The sequence below is a fragment of the Prevotella sp. lc2012 genome (genome assembly GCF_900107065.1).
In the GTDB taxonomy this organism is placed as follows: Bacteria; Bacteroidota; Bacteroidia; order Bacteroidales; family Bacteroidaceae; genus Prevotella.
In genome coordinates this window covers 749672-770646 of sequence record NZ_FNUF01000001.1, presented here as the reverse complement: position 1 = coordinate 770646, position 20975 = coordinate 749672, and the positions used below count along the sequence as shown (strand labels likewise).

Below are 20975 nucleotides of genomic sequence, written 5' to 3'. Positions count from 1 at the left end.
TTATTTTTTCTGTTGGTTCATGCGTTGGCGCTGCATCTCTTCGGCCTGCTTCTGCATGGCTTCGAGGCGAGCAGCGAGTCCGCTGGTTTTCTTTGTCGGATTATTCTTGTTCTTCTGATAGTTGGCTTCCAGAATGGCAAGTAACTTCTCGTCGTTGGTCGTCTTGCGGAGCACCCACATGATGGCTGCCGAGAGGAACAGCGAGATGAAGTAGTAGAAGTTCAGACCAGAAGAGTAGTCGTTAAGCAGGTAGAACATGAAGAGGGGCATGAGGTACATCATCCACTGCATCATCTTCATCTGCTCGGCTTGCTGACCAACCATCTGGTCTCTCTGCTGGCGCATTGTCATATAGCTGTAGAGCACGTTGGCCACACAGAAGAGAATACAGGTCAACGACAGATGGTCGCCAATACCCCAGATATGGGTGCCCCATTCCACGATAGGATCATAGGTCGAGAGATCATCAATCCAAAGGAAGGACTGACGACGCAGTTGGATGGCGTTTGGCACGAAGTTGAACATCGCAATCCAGATGGGCATCTGGATGAGCATGGGCAGACAGCCACTCAGGGGCGAAACACCATACTGAGAGTACATCTGCATCATGGCCTGTTGCTTCTTCATCTGGTCTTCGGGCTTGTCGTACTGCTTGGTTGCCTCGTCGAGTTTCGGCTTCAGCACACGCATCTTGGCGGATGACATATAGCTCTTCTTGACCATTGGGAAGGTAATAGCCTTCAGCAACAGGGTAATCAGAATCAGTACGATACCCATCGAGAAGCCCCATGAGGTCAGCCAGTCAAACACATAGATCGTGAAGAAACGGTTGATATAGCGGAAGAGTGGCCATCCGAGATAGACAAGTTGTTCCAGATCGAGGTCTTTGCCGAAGGCACTCTGTTCCTCTACATCCTTGATCAGACGGAAGTCGTTAGGACCAAGATACATCTCAAACTCAGACGGACGCACGCCAGAGGGGTCGAAGGCGGTTTTCATTTTAGCGCAGAACTGCTTCAGATAACCTGATCCCTTTTCCTGGGGAATACTTGTCATCAGTGAGTTGGCTGCGAAGTCGTCTTTTGCAATCAGGGCGGCAGAGAAGAACTGATTCTTGAAGGCTACCCAATCGAGCGACTTCTCGATCTTCTCGTCGATCTTCTCTGACGTCTCGCTCAGATAGTCGGTTCCTCCCTTACTTTCTTTATAGGTGAGGGTAGAGTAGCGGTTCTCGAACGTGAAACCTTTTTCCTGTTGACGTGCGAGGTCAGTCCACTCAATATCCATCTCTTTGTAATTAGGTGCAAAGATGCCGTTCAGTCCCTTAACCTGTAGGGAGAAATGCAGCAGATAGTCTTTGCCAAGCGTATAGTCGAGCACAAGACTGCCACCGTTGCCTGTCTGTGCCGTCATCGTTACCGTTGAGTCGGAAATGTTTGAGGGTGTGAAATATAGATCTTGTGTGATGATGTTCTCCGACTTGCCAGCCAACATGAAATTCATCTGCTGGGTCTTCTCGTCGAAGAGGGTTACATCCATTTTATTGTCACGGTCTTCGAAGCCTTTGATGACTGCCTTCGAGATGGTGCCGCCCTTGGTGCTGAAAGTCAGCTCAACCTTGTCGTTCTTGAGGATGACAGGCTGGTTGGTACCTTTAAGGGCAGAGAAGAAGATGGCCGTGGAATCGTCCGTGATTTCGGCCTCAGCCTGCGCTTTGTGCTCGGCCTCGCTGGCCTTCTGCTGCTTGACTGCGTTATCCTTGATGGCTGCTGCAATACTGTCTTGTTTTCGTGCGGCCTCGATCTCCTCGGCCGAGGGCTGGTTGTACCAGCTGAACCCGATTAATACCAAAGCGATGAGCACGAACCCGATAATGGTGTCTTTATTCATTGTTTATTCGTTTATGTTTTGCTTAATTTATATATTTACACAATAAATCAAGGTGCAAAATTACGAAAAAAATGCGAAAAGTATGCAATCGATAAAGAAAAAAATGTAACTTTGCAAATAGTTATGCGAAAACTAATATTATTCTTTGCGGCAGTCTCTGTGCTCAGCGCAGACGCCGCGCAGCCAAACGACACTCTGGACGGACGTTATTACCGTCTGTTCGCACCGTTGACGTTTTATCACAATGTAGCCGACAAGACGTTGGCTTTGAACTCGGAGTCGGCAGGTAAGGATGCTGTCATTGATGAGGTTGACGCTGCCCTGCTGAACATCTATCTGAATCGTCCGGATCTGGTAAGTACCACTGAAACGGAATTGCAAGAGACTGGTAATATCCGTGAAGATGTGTATACACCGATAGAGAATCAGGTTGAGTTTGTGGAGAAGGTCGAGGCTCCTGTTATTGATGCGCCAGAAGAGATTCTTGACACATTGATGGTTCAGAAACCTAAATTCTGGACCAAGAAGGGTGACGGGTTCCTTCAGTTCATGCAGAACTATGTATCTGGCAACTGGTATAAGGGTGGTGAAAGCAATTACTCTATGGTTGGCGCCCTAACGTTGGAGGCAAATTACGATAATAAGAATAAATGGAAGTGGGATAACAAACTGGAAATGAAGCTTGGCTTCCTCCGTTCTCGAACAGACTCGCTCCACAAGTTTAAGGCTAACGAAGACCTGCTTCGTTTTACAAGTAAATTGGGACTTGAGGCCGCTAAGAACTGGTATTATACGCTCCAACTGCTGGCGTACACGCAGTTTACCAGGGGATTGAAATCTAACGATCCCTTTACCTACTCGGATTTCATGTCACCATTCAACCTGAACCTGGGTCTTGGTATGGACTACAAAGTTGAGAGCAAGAACAAACGACTGACGGGAACGATCAACCTCTCTCCGCTTGCTGTTAACTATCGTTATGTGGGACGTCTCCCCCTTGGACCTAGTTATGGCCTGAAGGTTGGTAAGCATACCTTGCTTGATTTCGGTTCTCAGTTGACGGCCGACTTGGTATGGAAGATGAATGAGAATGTCACATGGAAGTCAAGACTCTATGCCTTCACTTCTTACAAGCGAGCAGAGATCGAGTGGGAGAATACCTTTGAGTTGCGCGTCTCGAAGTATATCACAGCCAATCTGTTCCTCTTCCCGCGCTTTGACGACGCAGGCGTGTATGACAGTGATTTAGGCTATTGGCAGTTTAAGGAGTACAGTTCGTTAGGTTTCACCTATGCGTTCTGATGCTAAGTAGATAAGCAAACAGCCCACCAGTTGGTGGGCTGTTTCTAATTTATTTGGCTTCTGTCATATCGCCTTCAATGTAGAGCCTTGTCATCTCAACGGCTCCGTTGGTTCTCACCGTGATGGATTTCTTAAAATGACCTGGGAATTTACCCGTTCCGTTGTATGTCACTTTGAGCTTTCCTTGTTCTCCGGGTTTGACGGGAGTTTTCGTGTATTCTGGTACTGTACATCCACAACTGGCAACAGCCTGATTGATAACAAGAGGCTGTTCGCCTACATTGGTATAGATGAAGGTGTAGGTCACGACAGGATTTTTTTCAGAGAAAGTTCCGAAGTCGTGAGTTAACTTTTCGAATTTGATCTCTGCAGGTTTCTGTGCAAATGCGGCTGTCATTCCGCATAAGAACATCATTGTCAATACAATTAGTTTCTTCATCTCTGTATGGTTTTTTAATTAAATTCGGTGGCAAAGATAATAAAAAATTGAGAAATAAGAAATAAGAATTAAGAATTATATTTGCTACTTATCATTTTTTTATGTAATTTTGCACCTCAAAAGAATAAAAATAGTTTAAATATGTATAGAAGCAAGACGTGTGGAGAGCTACGGCTTTCCGATGCAGGTAGTGTCGTGACACTCGCTGGCTGGGTACAGCGTAGTCGAAAGATGGGAGGTATGACATTTGTCGACCTTCGTGACCGCTATGGTATTACGCAGCTGGTTTTCAACGAGGCCGTAGATGCAGAGCTTTGTGAGCGCGCGAACAAACTTGGCCGTGAGTTCTGTATTCAAGTAAAGGGAGAGGTCAGTGAGCGCCAGAGCAAGAACCCAAAGATGCCGACGGGCGATGTGGAGATTCTAGTGAAAGAACTGAATATTTTGAGTGAGAGTCTCACACCCCCCTTTACGATTGAAGATAATACCGATGGCGGAGACGATATCCGGATGAAGTATCGTTATCTCGATCTTCGTCGTGCTGCTGTCAGAAAGAATCTCGAGTTGCGTCATCGTATGACAATCCTGATTCGTAACTTCTTGGATTCAAAGGATTTCATTGAGGTTGAGACTCCGATTCTGATTGGTTCTACACCAGAAGGTGCACGTGATTTCGTAGTGCCTTCTCGTATGAATCCTGGGCAGTTCTATGCTTTGCCACAATCACCGCAGACATTAAAGCAGTTGCTGATGGTGAGTGGTTTTGATAGGTACTTCCAGATTGCCAAATGCTTCCGTGATGAAGATTTGCGTGCGGACCGTCAGCCTGAGTTTACACAGATCGACTGTGAGATGTCTTTCGTGGAACAGGAGGACGTGCTCCAGTTGTTCGAGGATATGGCTCGTCACCTGTTTAAGGAGGTTCGTGGTGTCGAACTGCCGCCTTTGCAGCGTATGACATGGCATGAGGCGATGCGCCGTTTCGGCTCTGACAAACCAGACCTCCGCTTTGGTATGGAGTTCGTCGAGCTGATGGATGTTCTCAAAGGAACGGGATCATTCCCAGTATTCAACGATGCTAATTATATCGGTGGTATCTGTGTGCCTGGTTGTGCGAACTATACCCGCAAACAGTTGGATCAGCTTACTGACTTTGTGAAGCGTCCGCAGGTCGGCGCCAAGGGACTCGTATATGTGAAGTTCAATGAGGATGGCTCTGTCAAGTCAAGCGTAGAAAAATTCTATGAGCCGGAAGTATGGGCAAGATTGAAGGAGGTGATGGGTGCCAAGGACGGTGACTTGGTATTGATTCTTAGTGGTGATAATGCCAATAAGACCCGAGTGCAGCTCTGCACGCTGCGTTTGGAGATGGGTGACCGTCTTGGACTTCGTGACAAGAATCAGTTCGTCTGTCTGTGGATTGTAGATTTCCCGCTCTTTGAGTGGAGCGATGAGGAGCAGCGTCTGATGGCTACGCATCATCCGTTTACGATGCCGAACCCCGATGATATACCTCTGCTTGATACGGCTCCGGAAAAAGTACGTGCTGTTGCCTACGATTTCGTCTGCAATGGCGTGGAGGTCGGCGGAGGATCACTTCGTATTCATGATGGAAAGTTGCAGGAGAAGATGTTCCAGATCCTTGGTTTTACACCAGAACGCGCGATGGCTCAGTTCGGTTTCCTTATCAATGCCTTCAAGTATGGCGCACCTCCTCATGCAGGTCTCGCTTTCGGCCTTGACCGTTTTGTCTCATTGATGGCTGGTCTCGATAGTATTCGTGACTGTATCGCCTTCCCGAAGAACAACAGCGGACGTGATGTGATGTTAGATGCTCCAGGCGAATTGGACCCCAAACAACTAGAAGAATTACAACTGAAATTGGATCTGCAATCGTCGGTTGACATACATCAAGAATAGGCTGCGTTTTGCTAAAAAAGCCTAAATATCAATAACTTGTCTGAAATAATAGTGGTATTTTTGCACACGAAAAATTTATGAGGAGTATTCACTTCAATACGAATTAATTTTTTTAACTATGGCAGAAAAGAAAGCAACAGCTAAGAAGGCTACTGAGACAAAGGCAGCCGCAGCTAAGAAAACCACAACTGTAAAGAAAGCAGCTGCTCCTAAGGCAGCAGCCAAAAAGTCTGTTCTCGCAGTGAATGCGGAGAACATCGGTTTCAAGGCAGGAGATGTTTATCAGGCACTGGCAGCAGCAGGAAAAGCACTTACCGTGAAGGAGATTGCAAAGGCTGCGAAGATTTCAGAGGAGGAGACTCTTCTCGGTCTGGGTTGGCTCTTTAAAGAGGGCAAGCTCGTTAACGCCGGGGAGAAGGTTACATTAGCTTAATCCGTTAACGTACTATAGAAAAGGTCGGTAAGTTCGTGTTACCGGCCTTTTTTAATCACATGACATACGACAGACAGATACTTCAAATCCTTACCGATGTTGGTGACAAGGGCATTAGCGTACAGCTGTTGGCCAAGCATGTTTATAACCTGAACTCTTCCTTGTTCTATACCCCGGATTTGGAGAATATCCATTCTTATGTCCAACAGTATCTTCTCAAGAACTCAAAATCTTCTTTATCTCTGATTGAGAGCATGGATCGTCGTGGATATTACCGCCTGAACATCCAGAATAATCAGGATGCTCGACAGTTGATGATTGATTTTAAACGGGAATCAAGTTCAGAGGAAAAAGAGGAGAACTCGCCGAAAGACCTCTCTTTGGATCTGTTCCTCTGATTATAACTGCTTATATACCTTTTCGTAGACACTCAGAAGCATCTCTGCCGTTTGTCGCCAAGAGAACTGTTCCGCACGTCTGATACCTATATCTTCTTGCTTTCTGTAAAAAAGGTCATCCTCTTCTAACTGTATCATCTTATTCGCAATCTCATCGGAATCTTCTGGATTGACGAGAATAGCATCAGGGCCTCCGATCTCTGGCATGGATGAAGTGTTGGATGTTATGACAGGAGTACCACAGGCCATCGCTTCCAGAAGGGGAATCCCGAAGCTTTCTCTGAGAGAGGTGTAAAGGAATGCAAAAGCATTATTGTATATATACGGCAGGTCATTGTTGACAATGTAGCCAGGAATGACTACTCTTCGCCAGATATTCTCGATATGGTTTTTCTCAATAATTGCCTTCAAGTACTCATTATCTAGGTCGGCCATCAAAAGTTTGCGTTTAACATTCGATCTCTCCAGATATTTGGAATAAGCGATTAGTGTCCTTTCGGTGTTCTTCTTAGGGTCTGTATTGCCAAGGAAAAAGAAATAACCTTGAACGTCAATATACTTCTTGTATACCTGATTGAGGTCCTGAATAGGTTTGAACCAATCATTATAACCATTATATATCATCACCATCTTTTTCTGAGGAATACCCAGTCTTGATACAATATTGTTCATCTCGTAGTTTGATACGGTGATGATACGCCTGCATTTTTTGAGAATGCGAGGTACGACCAATCGTCTGTAAAGCCATCCCATATTCTGATAGAAGGACTTGTTCGACTTGTCACGAGGCTCCATGAAAATGATATCATGAAGCGTGAGTATGAGAGGTATACGACACCAGATCGGAGCAGTGTTGCTTGTACAGTGTAATATGTCTAGGTTCCACTCCTTGACTGCTCTTGGTAATGAAAACTGTTCCCATAATGGATAGAAGCTGCCACCTATCTCAATGATATGAACATGCTTCGATTCTTCCAAGCATTTGTCTTCGCCAGGCGCGACAAACACGAAATATTCATTCTGGGTGTCTATTTTCTGTAGTTCCTTGATTTCTTGCAGAACCACATAATCCATCCCGTGCTTGTTCTTCCTGAAGATACGTTGCGCTTCAATACCTATTCTCATATCTGTTTGATGATTTTTGCAGGGATACCAGCTGCTAGTGAATGTGGTGGAATATCCTTCGTTACAACAGCACCGGCTGCAATGACAGAGTGTCTGCCGATTGTCACTCCTGGCAGAATAACTGCATTGGCACCAATCCAAGTATCGTCTTCTATTATAACTTGATTAGTGCAGACTCCTTGTTCATCGATTCTTTTCTGTGGATCTGAAAAGATGTGGTTGAGAGCTGTGACGGTAATCCCCTGGGCCAAATTAACGTGACTGCCAATGATGACGGGGCCAATGATGGTATTATGCAGACCGATACGAGAGTAATTGCCGATATTCACGTCACCCACGGCGTTGTTAATGCATGCGAACGACTCAATGACAGAATAATCTCCCAAACTGAACCTCCGATAAGGAGGGGTGTCCATTCTGACGGAGCGATGGATCACGGAATGTCTGCCTCGGTGCTGATATAAGGGCGCGAACAGTCTGATATACCATCGTGGACGGGTTTCAACCTGATTCATGATGAACCAGGTCATTAGCTTCTTGAGTTTCGGACTAGCTTTCAATCTCTCTCTGATTCGCTTGTTGTCCATAGGCATATGTTATTAGTTGTTGATATTTTCGATGAGTATTTTCCACTGTCCAATAATCTGGTCGATGTTAAATTGCTGGGCAATCTTGATGGCCTCTTCTGATTTTGATGGCCAGTCAATATGTGTGGCTTCTTCTAGTTGCTGTGCCAAAGAATCAATATCTCCATTTTTAAAATAGAGACCGAAATCACCCATGATTTCCAGACTTGTTGGCAGGTCTGAGGACACGACTGGTAGTCCGTGCGCCATGGCTTCAACGAGAACAAGTCCGAAGCCTTCCCATCTGGAACTGAGCACATAGATTTGAGCCTGGCTATAATAATCTTGTATGCGGTTCGTGAAAGGATGGATGGTGACTCTATCTTCTAAGTGAAGTTCTTGGATTAGCTCTCTGTACATTTCCTCTTCAACACCCTCGCCAACCAGATCTAGATGCCACTCTGTATTCTTTTGGGCAAACAGGTGAAAAGCTTTGATCAGTAGGTCGTATCCTTTATGTCGTCGTGAGAAGCGGCCAACAGACAGGAAGGTCTTAGAGTTTCCTACAGAACGCTTGTCAGGTATCAATGTTAAGGGATTATAGATGACGGTTGGCCGGAATCTTCTATCATATCGCTGATACGAGTCGGCATCATGATGGCAAAGCAGGATTACATCATCCAACTCTCTGAACTGGTATACATAGTGGCGTTTCCGCTTTGCTCCGATGTAGATAAATGTATCACCGAATAGAGCCTCGAAAGAGTTGTGAATCCAACCGATAGTCTTAACTCCTGGCAGTTCCTTCTTGATGGTTGCCAATCTTCCTGCTAAAGGCGCATGGACACCGATAATAACTTGATAGTTGCCTTGTCTTAACTCTTCTGTCAGTGCTTGGCGGAGTTCATAAGGGAAAGAACTTCTGGCATAAAGATTGGATGCCCATTTGGAACTGGGACGGAGTTTCATGTAAAGTCCGCTATATGCTTTGCAAATTATATTCTTGTATCGTTTGACAGTCGGATATGTGAAGAAACGAAAGTGAATGTCAGTATCATTCAATTCATAGAGCGACAGGTCTTTGGCTTCTGGCTTGTCGAACGTGACGATAGTCACATCGTAGGTTTTTGCCAATTCTTTGGCAATCACAGCAGTAACACGTTGAACACCTCCGATACTGAATATGCTGTCGACTAGAAAACAGATTCTCTTTCTCATCCAAATATCTCCTTAATTACGTGTCTCATCTGATTCTCCCACGATAGATCTTGGATAGAATCGCGAATGGCCTGAGGCGACATTCTTAACTGACGATAGAATCGAACAAGTTCATTGATGTCAATAGCAGACTCGTCGGCAGGCGCTTTCATAACGAACGGCTTGCAGTCAAAGTCTTGATCTGTTTCGGAATAAACAAACGGGATTCCTCTGGCTGCATATTCCCGATTCTTAAGTGTTTTGATGCTCTGGATTCCAACACGATGTCGTCCAAGACTACCGATGCCGAAGTCGCATGAGTCAAAAATACGGTCAAGTTCCTCTCCATGTTTCTTTCCGTGCAGAATCACATATTCATCCATCTGTAAGTCGGAGACTGTCTTCCTGAATTCCTTTTCTCCCTCAGCAGAGTAGAAGTATCCAACCACATGGAAGCGGACGATATAAGCAGGCTGTTGTGCGTAATAAACGGCAAGTCCTTTTACGACCCTATCGAAACCATGCCATCCGTGGATCTCAGCAACACCTATCAGATTCAATGATTTATTTGTGTCGTTTTCTGCTGTCTTAACCTTTACATTGCGGAAGTCAATGCCATTGGAGATTCTGATCGTCCGCTGTCCAAAGATCCTCTCATCGTCAGAGAATGTGATGATGGCATCCAAATGCCTGGCCAGTGAATGACGGAAAACCTTGTCAAGGAAGATCAGATTGTCCATTCCTTGTGCATGGTACTCTGTGTCATAAGGATATGTCGGAATCTCCAAGACAACCTTCATGCCAGCCTGCTTCATACGCTTCACCATTTTGATGGTGAATGGATTCGCATTATGATTCGAACGAATGTAGACAAAGTCGATATGTGAGTTGATAGCATATTTTACAATTGACGCGAACTCCGTTCTTTTAAGGATCTTGCTGATTGTACTATTGCCATAGTCTGCAATGACCGTATTGTCCACTATTCTTTTCTTAGAAGATGACTCGTCCATATAGCAGAGATGTACTTCCATGCCGCATGTCCTAAGTGCATCGACCTGGTACGAAACCTTTTTACTGATTCCATTATTGGGGTCAAATCCGTGGAATATGAGAAACAGGACTTTTTTCATAGCAGGTGTTTGTATTTGGCAATGACAGTGATGATGAAGACGGTAAGCCATCCTGGCAGGACTCCTAGTACGTAGAATGCGAGATTGGCCATCTTATATCTCTTGAAGGTCATAATCTCTAATAGAGAGGCAGGATGTTTCATCGCGTCTTTGATCGTTTTGTTTGTCAGAGCAGGGGTGATGATCTTCCTGTTTTTGATAAGTCCGGAAACGATATATAGCATCTGCGTCATACTCCTGGCGCATCTGGCTTCATAGTAGGGTTTCCCCTTCAAGGATTGGTTTTTGTTCTTGACGTAAGTGTAGATATCTATGAACTCCATAATCTCTTGCAGATTGATGGTATTTCTTCCTTGAAGGTTCGATAGGGAGTTATTTCGGATTACGTAATAGTAGGTGACATCAGGGAGTAATATGGCTTTAGTTACTAACGGCACCATGTCAGTACTGAAAATCACGTCTTCATGGAAACGACTTTGAGGAAATTCAAGCTGTTGTTCTTTTAAGAAACTGACAAGAAATAACGTGTTCCAGATATAATTCCGCAGGTTCTCATGGAGATTCTGGAATGCATAGGAGGCCAGTTCGTCGGTTTTGTTGAAAACCTTATATGGCTGTGAGAGGTAGCTGAGTTCAACGTTAGTGTTTATCGTCTTGACTGAACCATAAACGACCTCTGCCTGATTTTTTTCTGCTTCTGCATATAGCTTCTGTATACAGTCTGGGGTGATATAATCGTCGGAATCCACAAATAGCAAATACTTGCCTTGTGCTTTCTTGATAATCAGGTTTCTGGACATGCCAATACCCAGATTCTTTGATTGGGTGTGACAAAAGATCTGCTGTCCTTTGGGATGGGTCTCTTGTAGTTCTCTGATGATCTCCATCGTTTTGTCTGTGCAGCAGTCGTTGACAACCAGAATTTCCAGATTGCCGTCAAATGTCTGATTCAATATCGATAGCAAGCATTTCTGGATGTAATGCTCAACATTGTAGACGGGTATTCCGACTGTTACATCGTAAGTTGTTCCCATTTTAGACAGTAGCCGTTTTGATTTTATTGTGCTAAGGTAGCCATTTTTTTGATATCCCCCAAATAATCTGCCTGATTTTTTTGTTTTTCCGATAATAATTAGTACATTTGCGATGTATTCATAATCTGATGGAGGATGAAAAATCCCAAATATAAGATCGTATATTGTACACCTGCCTTGTATTCTGCTGGAGGGGTAGAGCGAATTGTTTCATTCAAGGCAAGCTACTTCGCGGAGCATCTCGGACACGATGTGACGATAATTGTGACGGAAGGGAAGGGACGTTCGTCATTCTTTCCTCTATCTGATCAAGTAAAGGTCGTTAATCTGGAACTGGGTTTTGAAGAACTTTGGACGGCTTCGTTCTTCAAGAAGGTTATTCTATATCTCCATAAACAGTGGAAGTTCCGACGCATGCTGAGGGCAGAACTGATGCGTATCAGACCTGATTTTACGATTAGCATGCTTCGTCGTGAGATTAATTTCATAACAGGTATCCATGATGGCAGTAAAAAGATTGGAGAACTGCACGTCAACAGATCGAATTATCGTAACTTTGAGGCAAATGATACGAATCTTCTTAAGAAAGTCTTTGCCAGAATATGGATGGGTAGTTTGGTTGAAAAGCTGAAAAAATTGGACAGACTTGTCGTTCTGACAGAGAAAAATAAGGACGCATGGCCGGAATTGTCAAATGTTGTAGTTATTCCTGATCCTTTGCCCATTCAGTCTAAAACTTCAGCAGATGTGCATACAAAGAGGGTGATAACCATCGGACGCTATGCCTATCAGAAAGGCTACGATATGCTGATTCGTGCCTGGGCGGAAGTTGAGAAACGGTTCCCGGATTGGCAATTGTCTATTTATGGCATGGGAGATCAGTCGTCGTGCCGACAACTGATTTCTGATTTAGGAGTTGATCCCCAGCGCTGTCTGTTGAATGGTGCTGTTTCTGATGTGTGTCAGGAGTATATGAATAGTTCTGTCTTTATTTTGAGTTCTCGCTTCGAGGGTTTCGGTCTAGTCTTGATTGAGGCGATGTCTTGTGGGCTTCCTGTCGTTTCCTTTGATTGTCACACAGGACCTGATGAAATTATTTCTGATGGTCATGATGGTTTCCTTGTGCCAGCCAATGATATTCATGCATTGTCGAAGAAACTGATGGCTCTGATGGGGGATGAAGAACTGAGACGTCGTTTTTCGGAGAATGCTCGTTTGAGCTCCAGGAAGTATGATGCGGATAAAATCGCATCTCAGTGGACTTTATTATTCTCTCAGTTGAAATAGAAAATGAATTACGACGTGACCATAGGAATCCCAGTCTATCAGGCAGAGGCATATTTGACTCAGTCTTTGTTGTCTGCCTTGAATCAGTCGTATGCCTCGATAGAGTTCTTGGTCGTAGATGATGGTTGTACGGATCGTTCGATGGATGTCGTTCGTAAGTTCCAACGAGAACATTCCCGGGGGGATGATATACATATCCTGTCACATAAAACGAACAGGGGGGTGGCAGTCTCAAGGAACAGGATTATTGAGAAGGCCCAAGGTATTTTCCTGTATTTCATGGATGCCGATGATACTATCGACGAGAATTGCATTTCACTTTTGATGAGTCAGGTCCGGAAATATGATGCAGAGGTTGTTTTCGGTTCATATGAAAAGATAGAACTGTCAGGCCATAAGTCTTTATATTTGTATCCTTCACTTCTGTTGCTTGAGAAAGATCAGTTGGCCGATTATGCCTATCGCCGGTATGGGGGAATCCAGGCTTCTGCGTGCAACTTCGTGGTGAAATTGGCGTTGTTGTGTGAGAAACGACTTCGCTTTATCGAAACGAATTATTGGGAGGATATGGCATTTGTTCTTGATTTGATAACAGAAGTCTCCCGTGCAGTCTTGCTACCTAATGTTACCTACTGCTATCGTTGTCGAGAAGGTTCTCTTTCGCATTATCAGAAGAGAGAGATGATAGAGAAACGAGAGATTATACAGAATATGGAGACGATTGACTATCTGAAGAGATCCTCCCTACGCTTATGTGATAAAGAATATTATCCCCGTCGGTGCTATTATGTCGTGATGACGGACTTGTATATGGCTTGTCACATTATCAGGTATCGAAGACATATAAGTCCTTCGGTCTCAAATCGTGAGGTGAGGGATATGCTTTCACATCCGGCTTCTTTTCGCCAGATATGTTCTTTTCGTCAGATGCGCATGCGTAATCTGCTATTATATGTGTTGGGTAAACTTCCGCCCTCTCTATGTGTGGCTACTGTATGGTGTATAAATCAATGTAAGAGACAATCTTAATTTTTTTTGTATGGCGTGGTATGATAAATATCTTTCAATTTACGGGAAGTCTTTTGACAAAATGCCTGACGATGTGCTTGACGATATCAAGACTCGTCTAGCCCAGAAGCAGAGCGAAAATCCTCTCGTATCGATAGTGGTCATTGCCTATAACGAAGAGAGACGACTAGCCGCCTGTCTGTGGTCTTTGAGTGAAATGACATCCCAATATCCAATAGAGATTCTTGGTGTAAATAATAATTCTGGAGACCGGACAGAGGAAGTCTATCAGCGTGTAGGACTGCCTTATTTCAACGAGACCCGACAGAGTCCAGGCTTCGCTCGACAATGCGGGTTGACGCATGCCCGTGGAAAGTTTCATTTCTGTATAGATGCGGATACACTCTATCCGCCTCGATACATTGATCTGATGATGTCGAAGCTGATAAAACCAGGTGTTTCCTGTGTCAGTTCTTTCTGGAGTTTCTTCCCAGATGAGAACCATTCCTCATTTGGACTGTTCCTTTTTGAACTGGTTCGGGATGCTTTCTTATATGTGCAGCATTTTAAACGTCCAGAGCTATGTGTCCGTGGGATGGTTTTTGCCTTTAATACGGAGTATGCCAGAAGTGTCAAAATCCGAACTGATATCCGCCGAGGTGAAGACGGATCCTTGGCGTTGTCATTGAAACCGTATGGAAAAATTGCCTTCCTTTATCACCGAAAAGCCCGTCCTGTGACTGGATACGGCACGATAGGTTCTCATTCGTTATGGCAGAGTTTTGTCCAACATGTCAGAATACAGAGTAGAGGTATTACGCGCATTTTTTCCAAACAAGACCATTATGAGGATAGAGAGGATAATCTACTAAATCCGCAACCATGAGAATCATGTATGTAAACGATGCTCTTGCCATCTGGGGAGGATTGGAGAGAGTGTTGATAGAGAAAGCAAATCTCCTGGCAACTCTGGCGGACTATGAGGTGTGTCTTGTAACCTTGAACCAAGGAAGCCACCAATTGCCTTATCCGATAAATCCTAAGGTCCGTTTCTATGATCTTGGAATACAACTCCATCGGCAGTACCAAAATCATGGACTGGTGAGACTTATCAAACGGTTAAGACTAAACCGTATGTACAAGCAACGTCTGCGTCAGAAAATACAAGAAGTATGTCCGGATGTTATTGTGTGTACAAGAGCAGAGTTGGTAAGCACTATTGTCAAGGTAAAGGGTGATATACCTTTGGTGTATGAGTCACATACCTCTCGTCGTGCCCATGAATTTCTTGGCTCAGATTTCTATACCCGTTTCAAGGTGGCTTGTAACAATCGTGATGTCAAGGCTGCTCAGATGGTGGTCGCCTTGACGGAGGGTGATGCAGAAGACTGGCGGGAGATCAATCCTCGGGTTTGTGTGATTCCGAATATGGTGACGCTTAATAATACGGATTCATATAGCGATTGTCAAGCGATGTCTGCAATCTTTGTGGGACGTTTTTCTACCCAGAAGGATATATCAACTCTTTTGCGGATATGGAAGAAGATACATCAACGATGTCCCTACTGGCAACTGCATTTGTATGGAGGATATGGAGAGGAGCAGGACAGATTGTTGCCTGTGATAAAAAAGATGCAAGCGAACATTGTCGTTCATGATCCTACTCCGGATATCTTTAATCGATACAAGGAGAATTCAATCCTTTTGTTGACCTCCCGCTTTGAGCCTTTCGGTTTGGTCCTTCCTGAGGCCATGAGTTGTGGCCTGCCTGTTGTCGCCTTCGATTGTCCGTACGGTCCGGCAGATATTATCTCAGACCGTATTGATGGTTTCTTGGTTCATGACCGTAGTGAAGAGGAATTCGTTGAAAAGGTTTGTTTGTTGATGGAGAACTCTGGCTTGAGACAGAGGATGGGACAAGCGGGGATCTTGTCTTCTCAACGGTATAAGGCCGATCGTATTTTGCCACTTTGGAAAGAGCTGTTTGAACACCTGTCTCGGAAATAGTGGTATTTGGCTTAGTAAAATTTGCTTGAATAAAAAAATGTTTGTATCTTTGCCAGTAGAATTAGAAAAGGAATGATACTTTAACTGAAAGCCTTATGATACCGAAGATCATACATCTCTGTTGGTTAAGTGGTGACCCATATCCTGCTAAGATCGCTAGATGTCTCAAAACGTGGGAGCAACATCTCCCAGATTATGAGGTTATCCTATGGGATACGAATCGGTTTGACCTGAATTCTTCTATTTGGGTGAAACAGGCTTTTGAGAAGAAAAAGTATGCTTTTGCGGCAGACTATATCCGTTTCTTTGCTTTGTATCACATGGGTGGAATCTATTTGGATTCCGATGTGGAGGTGCTTAAGAGTTTTGACGACTTGCTTGATCTCCCTTATTTCATGGGAGCAGAGAAAGCGCAGACCCCAGAAGCGGCTATCATGGGCGCCGAGAAGGGATGCGACTGGATAAAGGCTTGTCTGGACTACTATACAGATCGTCCGTTTATCAATGAAGATGGAAGCCTGAATATCCAGACTGTTCCTGATATCATGATCAGGCAGATAGAGCGGATCAAGCCAATACGTGTGCTCTCATTGGGCGATAGTTTGAACATCCGCAAATTGGATATGCAGAGGGAGGTGTTGGAGTTTAACGACGCATTCTTCTCACCGAAGGTCTTTGATTCTCGTGAGGTAGAGATAACTCCTTATACTTATGCCATCCATCATTATCAGAACTCTTGGTTCTCACCAAAGGCGAAAGCCTATTATCGTGCTCGTGCTTTCCTTGTCAAACTGTTTGGGCAGCGTCTCGTCCGTAAGGCGGAAGTTTTCTTGATGCCGTGGAAGTTCAAGAAATAATCTCATAATTGTATGGAAGAACAATATGACAACTCAAAGAATAGCATGCCTCTAGTTTCTATAGGTATGCCGATATACAATGTGTGCTCCTTTATAGAAAGGAGTTTGCTTTCTGTTTTAGATCAAACATATGATAACATAGAGATATTGGCCGTGGATGATTGTGGGTCTGATAACTCTATGGATATTGTAAAACATTTGCAAATTGAACATCCAAGAGGATCGGCCATAAGGATAATTCGTCATAGTGAGAATAAGGGACTCGGGGAGGCTCGTAATACCGCGATTGACCATGCAAGTGGTAAGTATTTGTACTTTATTGATTCTGATGATTATATTGAACCCGAGACCATCAGTATTATGGTCCCTGAGGCAGAGAAACATCATGCAGATGTAGTGCATACGGTTGCTAGGACTGTGTACGATAAGACGCATCGAGTTGAACATTCTTTCCCCGAACAACCATATAGAGTGTTAAAAGGGAAAGATGCTTTCGCAGATTTTGTCTGTCAAGATCATAGACGCCATGTAAGTTTTACGTCATGGAATATATTATTCAGCATAGAGTTCATAAGGAAAAATAATCTTCATTTCTACCCTATAACATGTGAGGATATCCTTTTCTTTTATGATTATTATCCATTAGTGGAAGTAGCTGTCTTAATGCCAAATGTTACATATAATTATTTAAAACGAGAAGGATCTATCATGGATAGCGCTAGAGGGGGACGGATACCTGTAAAAAGTATAAAAAAGTGGTTTGAAGCAAATCGTATTATGCTAGAACACTCTTTTCAATATGTTGACCGTCCTTTCTATTGTGTCCATTGTGCAAGGATGCTTAAACAAGATTTCCGTGCTGTCTGTATAGCTCTAAGACATCGTAAGCGATTTGATGGGAAACTAACAGATAAAGAAATTTGCCAAAACCTACGTCATCCTTCCAATTACGCGCAAATCCTCAAATTTAAGCGTTATCGGCTTGTCAATTTGTTCTTCAAGATTCTGGGTTCATTGCCTGTCTGGATGTGTGTACGACTATCTTATATAATCGGTAAGGCAATTCGCTGGATATGAGGTTGTTGATTATACATCGGTCATTTGCACTGGTCGGTGGCGCGGAACGCGTGATTATCGACAAGGCGAACTACATGTCTAATCATGGACATCAGGTCATGTTGGTGTCGTATGAGCAGGGAACACATCTTGTGCCATTTCAGCTAAACCCTTCGGTCCTGTTAAAGGATCTGGATTGCCGTTTCTTTACCTTATCTAGATTCCCGATTCCTTTACGATTATACCATTTCTTTCATCTGAAGCATCAGTTGAGGAACGCGTTGAGGGAGACCTTCAAAGATTTTCAGCCAGATGTTGTGGTGTTGGCGTCTGATTGGCAGTTCCTGATAAATGTGGTCTTGGATGCAGCACAGTCGATACCTGTTATCGCTGAATTCCATAATGCATATGATTTTATCACTAAAAAGATTGGTAATACAGGTAATGGTATTATTGTAAAACTGACAAGGTTCTATTATCGACATTTCTTGGATCAGTTCCGAAAGTGTGCCCATCTGGTGGTACTGACAGAGAATGATGCACAGCATTGGAGAAAACATTCTGACCATGTAACGGTTATCCCTAATCCTGTAACACATTATCCGGAAGTGGTAGATGATGTGCCAAAAGAGGAGGGACGTATCATCTGTGTGGGACGATTGAATGGACAAAAGAGAATCGACAGACTCATTAGCGCTTTTTCAATGATAGCCGACAAATATCCGAAGTGGCATGTGGATATATACGGTGAGGGTGATCTGAAAGCGGCCTTGGAAAGGCAGATTCAAGAAAGTCATCTCCAGGGACGTGTGGTCATACATGAACCCGTGAAGACCATATATGAGGAGTATAAGAAGAGTCAGATGCTGGTTCTTAGCTCAGAGTATGAGGGGCGCCCGCTGGTATTGATAGAAGCGATGGCATGCGGTGTTCCTTGTGTCTCTTTTGACTGCCCATCTGGTCCGAGGGAGATCATAGAGGACGGTGTGACTGGTTTGTTGGCTGAGAAGGGGCATGTGGCGGATCTTGCGAAGAAGATAGAATGGATGATAACCCATGATCAAGAGCGTAAGGCGATGGGTGAGAAAGCTTATGCGGCAGCAACGGTATATAAACCGTCTGTCATCATGAAAAAGTGGGAGGTCTTTTATGAGAGTGTCGTGAAATAGTCTGTCACTTTTTTTGTTTACCCATTATCTCAAACTGGTAGCACCAGTGATGTTGGGGGTATCGTTTCCCTTGGATGCTGATGGAGTCGTTATCGCCTTGCGAGTCGCGTAGATTTCCTCTTGGTCCAATCTTCCAACCACTCTTGTTACGTTCACCATTGATAGCGTATCGGATCTTACACCCAATAGGCGACTCTTTGCATTTGATGACGATTGTGTCGCGATCCAATCTGACTTCAGAGATGATGTCCGTATTGTCATTTCGTATAACATTGAAACCATAGTTGGCTACTTTCGTGACGTTATTTGTGTCTATGCAAAGTGGGGGATGGGGTACCTGAAAAAGAATGCGGATGTCATGACCATTGATAATTGCTTCGGTGGGAACCACACCTGTATTTCTTTTCTCCTTGCGTAGAATACCCAGGACCGATCTGGCCGCAAGGTTGCCGAGTCTCTTCTGACCTATGGCGTCGATATGTAGCACATCCCTTACGAAAGAATATGGGTAGGTTGGTCCACTTGCCCATACGAGCGTGTCATCCCTGACAAGTTCCATGAGTGCTTCTGGCGTACGCGCCTCTGTACCCTCATAGTGATTGGGCATGTATCGCTCTCCCTTGGTGATGACATTTGTTTGGTAACAGATCATACGTACATCTTCTTTCTGCTGGGTGATATGCTTAATATCTGTGTTAAGGTTATGGTACATCTGTCTGAACACTTTCTTATAGTCGTAATCGGGGTAGTTGGCAATATCCGACTCTCCCTGCATCCAACAGATGGCAGGAACAAAGAACTCCCATCCCTTTTCCTTCGCTTTCTTGTAGGCATGTGCAACTTCACTAATGAACTTGTTGTAAGGTTCAGATGGTTTCATCAGATCCGATATGGTGTTCATTCCATGGCCTCCCGGGAAGATACAGATAAGAGTATCTACCCCTAGCTGACGGACCAATGTCTCTGCCATGCCATATACAGATAACTCAAAGGCTTTCTTGTCATAGTGGAGAAGCCTTTTGATGTTTTGCTTTAATATACTACTGTGGTCATAATAGCCGAACGCATGGTCCAGGTTCTCTGTGACGATTCTTCCGTTGTTTCTAATTCTTAGACTGTCAAAGTCTGTTATTCTGACGGCCTCTTCTCCCAAAGCGAGGCTCTGCCCATATACAGGAATACATAGGACAACACGCTGTATGTCGTTTGTCTCTTTCCTGTTGAAATGTTGATAGACGAGGAATCCTATAAGGATTATGCTTGCAGTTATGAGGAACTTGTGGACGTATCTTGTGTTAATGTGCATCGGAGTTATGTTGTTAAATTATGTATGTTATTGGAATCCCATATCTTGTGCCATCTTCAGAATGGTCTTGGTCTTCTCCTTTGAGAACTCCTCCGGATGTGATGAGTGTGTCCCTATGACCGCAAAGGCTCTGCCTTCTTTGGCGCGAAGCAGGAGGCGTTTTACCTCCAAAGGATCCGTGTCTTTTGTAATGAAGATGCGCCCTATCTGGAAGACGCTTGTATCAGGGTTGATGATATGAGCCCCAGTAACCATCTGATAGCCTTTTCTCTGAATAGCTTCCCTGATATTTCTTGTGTTACAACCATATGGAGGGACAACAATCCTGATCTTCTTCATGTCAAAACCTCTCTGTTTCATATACGACTCGCAGAGGCCTATATCGGCCAGTATGCTGTCTACAGACCATTCTTTCCATCGATGGTGTTTGTAGCCGTGAATGGCTATTCCAAACCCTTCCCGCTGCCAAGCAACTAAAGTGTCGCAGATGGCCCGACTCGTCTTCATTGGAATCATAGCGTATGTCGCTTTCATACCAAGTTCATCGCAGATGTCTTTGATCTCATATATCCCATCTCCTGCATCGTCATCAATGAGTAGAAGCTTTGGACTTGCGTCCGCTATCTGACAATGTATATAATTGATGGCAGAAAGATATACTGTTTGCTTGGTCCAATCACCCATGATGATAGGAGCACGCAGATAGAGAAATGCTGCTATGAGAATGATTCCTCCTGTTGTGAGGATTGTCCAATGCTTGGGTTTCACTTTCTGATATGTGGTATGTCTTTACGATTCATTTTCCTGCAAAAATAGGGATTAATATTGAATCTTCCAAATGGTTTTAT

General features: G+C 44.1%; 20 protein-coding genes. 11 read left to right on the top strand and 9 right to left on the bottom strand.

The annotated features are described in order from the left end of the window. Entirely contained in the window at nt 1-1890 is a 1890-nt protein-coding gene (yidC, locus tag BLU99_RS03410) for a membrane protein insertase YidC (protein WP_091899746.1), read from the bottom strand. 123 nt (nt 1891-2013) lie between these two features. Here yidC and BLU99_RS03405 point away from each other — a divergent pair, with 123 nt between their 5' ends. Beyond that, on the top strand, nt 2014-3192 hold the full coding sequence (locus tag BLU99_RS03405; protein WP_091899745.1) for a DUF3078 domain-containing protein: 1179 nt from the start codon (nt 2014-2016) through the stop codon (nt 3190-3192). A gap of 49 nt (nt 3193-3241) precedes the next feature. On the opposite strand, the gene BLU99_RS03400 is transcribed toward BLU99_RS03405, so the two are convergent. Further along, on the bottom strand, nt 3242-3631 hold the full coding sequence (locus BLU99_RS03400; protein ID WP_091899744.1) for a DUF1573 domain-containing protein: 390 nt from the start codon (nt 3629-3631) through the stop codon (nt 3242-3244). A gap of 141 nt (nt 3632-3772) precedes the next feature. Here BLU99_RS03400 and aspS point away from each other — a divergent pair, with 141 nt between their 5' ends. The 3 genes from aspS to BLU99_RS03385 all read left to right on the top strand — a co-directional run bounded on the left by aspS (nt 3773) and on the right by BLU99_RS03385 (nt 6382). Further along, the gene (aspS, locus tag BLU99_RS03395) at nt 3773-5551 is read left to right on the top strand and encodes an aspartate--tRNA ligase (RefSeq protein WP_091899743.1); all 1779 of its coding nucleotides are present in this window, start codon (nt 3773-3775) and stop codon (nt 5549-5551) included. Nucleotides 5552-5669: 118 nt separating this feature from the next. After that, on the top strand, nt 5670-5984 hold the full coding sequence (locus tag BLU99_RS03390; RefSeq protein ID WP_091899742.1) for a winged helix-turn-helix domain-containing protein: 315 nt from the start codon (nt 5670-5672) through the stop codon (nt 5982-5984). A gap of 59 nt (nt 5985-6043) precedes the next feature. Next, nucleotides 6044-6382 (top strand): hypothetical protein, encoded by a 339-nt coding sequence (locus BLU99_RS03385; protein WP_091899741.1) that lies wholly within the window; start codon nt 6044-6046, stop codon nt 6380-6382. On the opposite strand, the gene BLU99_RS03380 is transcribed toward BLU99_RS03385, so the two are convergent. Genes BLU99_RS03380 through BLU99_RS03360 form a run of 5 tightly spaced genes read right to left on the bottom strand, consistent with a single transcriptional unit; the run spans nt 6383 to nt 11437 of the window. Further along, nucleotides 6383-7507, bottom strand: coding sequence for a glycosyltransferase family 4 protein (locus tag BLU99_RS03380; RefSeq protein ID WP_091899740.1), 1125 nt, complete (start codon nt 7505-7507; stop codon nt 6383-6385). It lies immediately after the preceding gene. Next, nucleotides 7504-8094, bottom strand: coding sequence for an acyltransferase (locus BLU99_RS03375; protein WP_091899739.1), 591 nt, complete (start codon nt 8092-8094; stop codon nt 7504-7506). The genes BLU99_RS03380 and BLU99_RS03375 overlap by 4 nt, the downstream gene beginning before the upstream one ends. A gap of 12 nt (nt 8095-8106) precedes the next feature. Beyond that, on the bottom strand, nt 8107-9291 hold the full coding sequence (locus tag BLU99_RS03370; protein ID WP_091899738.1) for a glycosyltransferase: 1185 nt from the start codon (nt 9289-9291) through the stop codon (nt 8107-8109). Then, nucleotides 9288-10403, bottom strand: coding sequence for a glycosyltransferase family protein (locus BLU99_RS03365; RefSeq protein ID WP_091899737.1), 1116 nt, complete (start codon nt 10401-10403; stop codon nt 9288-9290). The genes BLU99_RS03370 and BLU99_RS03365 overlap by 4 nt, the downstream gene beginning before the upstream one ends. Further along, nucleotides 10400-11437: a glycosyltransferase family 2 protein gene (locus BLU99_RS03360; RefSeq protein WP_091899736.1), complete on the bottom strand. Its 1038-nt coding sequence runs from the start codon at nt 11435-11437 to the stop codon at nt 10400-10402. The genes BLU99_RS03365 and BLU99_RS03360 overlap by 4 nt, the downstream gene beginning before the upstream one ends. 135 nt (nt 11438-11572) lie before the next feature. Between BLU99_RS03360 and BLU99_RS03355 the strand changes: the two genes are divergently transcribed. The 7 genes from BLU99_RS03355 to BLU99_RS03325 all read left to right on the top strand — a co-directional run bounded on the left by BLU99_RS03355 (nt 11573) and on the right by BLU99_RS03325 (nt 18821). After that, nucleotides 11573-12724, top strand: coding sequence for a glycosyltransferase family 4 protein (locus tag BLU99_RS03355; RefSeq protein WP_091899735.1), 1152 nt, complete (start codon nt 11573-11575; stop codon nt 12722-12724). Between the two features lie 3 nt (nt 12725-12727). After that, a complete protein-coding gene (locus BLU99_RS03350; RefSeq protein WP_091899734.1) occupies nt 12728-13753 on the top strand; it encodes a glycosyltransferase family 2 protein in 1026 nt (341 codons plus the stop codon). A 10-nt stretch (nt 13754-13763) separates the two neighbouring features. Continuing rightward, nucleotides 13764-14618: a glycosyltransferase family 2 protein gene (locus tag BLU99_RS03345; RefSeq protein ID WP_091899733.1), complete on the top strand. Its 855-nt coding sequence runs from the start codon at nt 13764-13766 to the stop codon at nt 14616-14618. After that, nucleotides 14615-15739 carry a glycosyltransferase gene (locus BLU99_RS03340; RefSeq protein ID WP_091899732.1) on the top strand — a complete coding sequence of 375 codons (1125 nt, stop codon included), beginning with the start codon at nt 14615-14617 and terminating at the stop codon, nt 15737-15739. Before BLU99_RS03345 ends, BLU99_RS03340 begins: the two co-directional genes overlap by 4 nt. Nucleotides 15740-15834: 95 nt before the next feature. Further along, a complete protein-coding gene (locus BLU99_RS03335) occupies nt 15835-16596 on the top strand; it encodes a glycosyltransferase family 32 protein (protein ID WP_091899731.1) in 762 nt (253 codons plus the stop codon). A gap of 12 nt (nt 16597-16608) precedes the next feature. Beyond that, on the top strand, nt 16609-17673 hold the full coding sequence (locus BLU99_RS03330; RefSeq protein WP_091899730.1) for a glycosyltransferase: 1065 nt from the start codon (nt 16609-16611) through the stop codon (nt 17671-17673). Next, the gene (locus tag BLU99_RS03325) at nt 17670-18821 is read left to right on the top strand and encodes a glycosyltransferase family 4 protein (protein ID WP_091899729.1); all 1152 of its coding nucleotides are present in this window, start codon (nt 17670-17672) and stop codon (nt 18819-18821) included. The genes BLU99_RS03330 and BLU99_RS03325 overlap by 4 nt, the downstream gene beginning before the upstream one ends. 4 nt (nt 18822-18825) lie before the next feature. Here the strand turns inward: BLU99_RS03325 and BLU99_RS03320 are convergent, their stop codons facing one another. Next, nucleotides 18826-20127, bottom strand: coding sequence for a sialate O-acetylesterase (locus BLU99_RS03320; RefSeq protein ID WP_091899728.1), 1302 nt, complete (start codon nt 20125-20127; stop codon nt 18826-18828). 27 nt (nt 20128-20154) lie between these two features. After that, a complete protein-coding gene (locus tag BLU99_RS03315) occupies nt 20155-20895 on the bottom strand; it encodes a polysaccharide deacetylase family protein (RefSeq protein WP_143065705.1) in 741 nt (246 codons plus the stop codon). Nucleotides 20896-20975: the final 80 nt, after the last annotated feature.

Coding starts and splice junctions, on each gene's coding strand:
- BLU99_RS03325 (WP_091899729.1), top strand. CDS start 17,670: ATGAGGTTGTTGATTATACATCGGTCATTTGCACTGGTCGGTGGCGCG.
- BLU99_RS03380 (WP_091899740.1), bottom strand. CDS start 7,507: ATGAGAATAGGTATTGAAGCGCAACGTATCTTCAGGAAGAACAAGCAC.
- BLU99_RS03370 (WP_091899738.1), bottom strand. CDS start 9,291: ATGAGAAAGAGAATCTGTTTTCTAGTCGACAGCATATTCAGTATCGGA.
- BLU99_RS03345 (WP_091899733.1), top strand. CDS start 13,764: ATGGCGTGGTATGATAAATATCTTTCAATTTACGGGAAGTCTTTTGAC.
- BLU99_RS03320 (WP_091899728.1), bottom strand. CDS start 20,127: ATGCACATTAACACAAGATACGTCCACAAGTTCCTCATAACTGCAAGC.
- BLU99_RS03365 (WP_091899737.1), bottom strand. CDS start 10,403: ATGAAAAAAGTCCTGTTTCTCATATTCCACGGATTTGACCCCAATAAT.
- BLU99_RS03355 (WP_091899735.1), top strand. CDS start 11,573: ATGAAAAATCCCAAATATAAGATCGTATATTGTACACCTGCCTTGTAT.
- BLU99_RS03375 (WP_091899739.1), bottom strand. CDS start 8,094: ATGGACAACAAGCGAATCAGAGAGAGATTGAAAGCTAGTCCGAAACTC.
- BLU99_RS03350 (WP_091899734.1), top strand. CDS start 12,728: ATGAATTACGACGTGACCATAGGAATCCCAGTCTATCAGGCAGAGGCA.
- BLU99_RS03390 (WP_091899742.1), top strand. CDS start 5,670: ATGGCAGAAAAGAAAGCAACAGCTAAGAAGGCTACTGAGACAAAGGCA.
- aspS (WP_091899743.1), top strand. CDS start 3,773: ATGTATAGAAGCAAGACGTGTGGAGAGCTACGGCTTTCCGATGCAGGT.
- BLU99_RS03330 (WP_091899730.1), top strand. CDS start 16,609: ATGGAAGAACAATATGACAACTCAAAGAATAGCATGCCTCTAGTTTCT.
- BLU99_RS03340 (WP_091899732.1), top strand. CDS start 14,615: ATGAGAATCATGTATGTAAACGATGCTCTTGCCATCTGGGGAGGATTG.
- BLU99_RS03400 (WP_091899744.1), bottom strand. CDS start 3,631: ATGAAGAAACTAATTGTATTGACAATGATGTTCTTATGCGGAATGACA.
- BLU99_RS03335 (WP_091899731.1), top strand. CDS start 15,835: ATGATACCGAAGATCATACATCTCTGTTGGTTAAGTGGTGACCCATAT.
- BLU99_RS03385 (WP_091899741.1), top strand. CDS start 6,044: ATGACATACGACAGACAGATACTTCAAATCCTTACCGATGTTGGTGAC.
- BLU99_RS03360 (WP_091899736.1), bottom strand. CDS start 11,437: ATGGGAACAACTTACGATGTAACAGTCGGAATACCCGTCTACAATGTT.
- BLU99_RS03405 (WP_091899745.1), top strand. CDS start 2,014: ATGCGAAAACTAATATTATTCTTTGCGGCAGTCTCTGTGCTCAGCGCA.
- yidC (WP_091899746.1), bottom strand. CDS start 1,890: ATGAATAAAGACACCATTATCGGGTTCGTGCTCATCGCTTTGGTATTA.